This window comes from Mesorhizobium sp. Primo-A, from assembly GCF_003997175.1.
In the GTDB taxonomy this organism is placed as follows: domain Bacteria; phylum Pseudomonadota; class Alphaproteobacteria; order Rhizobiales; family Rhizobiaceae; genus Mesorhizobium; species Mesorhizobium ciceri.
Genome location: NZ_RZTG01000049.1, coordinates 1 through 642 on the forward strand (window position 1 = coordinate 1; position 642 = coordinate 642).

The window sequence follows — 642 nt, forward strand, 5'->3', positions numbered from 1 at the left end:
CCCATGACGGCCTGCAGATGCGCGACGGCTTCGCGCTTGGCGGCGGACCCTACCATTTTTTTGAAAGAAGCTCGCGCAGTGCCGACGCTTCGAGCATCTGGTCGGCGAGCAGTTTCTTCAGCTTCGCGTTCTCGTCTTCCAAGGCTTTCAGCCGTTTGGCATCGGAGACGTCCATCAGCCATACTTCGCCTTCCAGTTATACAGCGTCGCCTCGGAGATCCCATGCTTGCGCGCCAGGTCGCCCGCCTTTGCTCCCGCCTCATGCTCACGCAGAACCGTGATGATCTGCTTCTGTAAACCGCCTTCTCTTCATCAGTCCGTCCTTCAATCGAGGCCGGACTCTAATCTCAGATGGAGGAAATTACCCGTGGCAGGTCACAGGTCGCACGCGTCTTTGGCGACTTTCCTGTGGTTGACGAAAGAAGGGCTGTGGCTCAGGCCGAGTGCACGACGCTGGGTGCCAATCCGCGCTTTATCGTGTCGTCCTCAAGCCAGAGCGCTAGGCGGCACGGGCGCTTTCCGTCTACCCGATCGCACCAGCGCCCATACCTGCGCGCCAATCGTTGCGGCTTTGGTTTGCCTCGTTTGTCTACGTTCTCATTTGCGCCTTGCGCCGCCTCGGCCTCGCCCACACCCGGCCCG

General features: G+C 60.4%; 1 pseudogene. It reads right to left on the reverse strand.

From position 1 onward, the window contains the following. Positions 1-313, reverse strand: a pseudogene (locus tag EOC83_RS32545) (transposase); the annotation flags it as partial. Between the last annotated feature and the right edge of the window lie 329 nt (positions 314-642).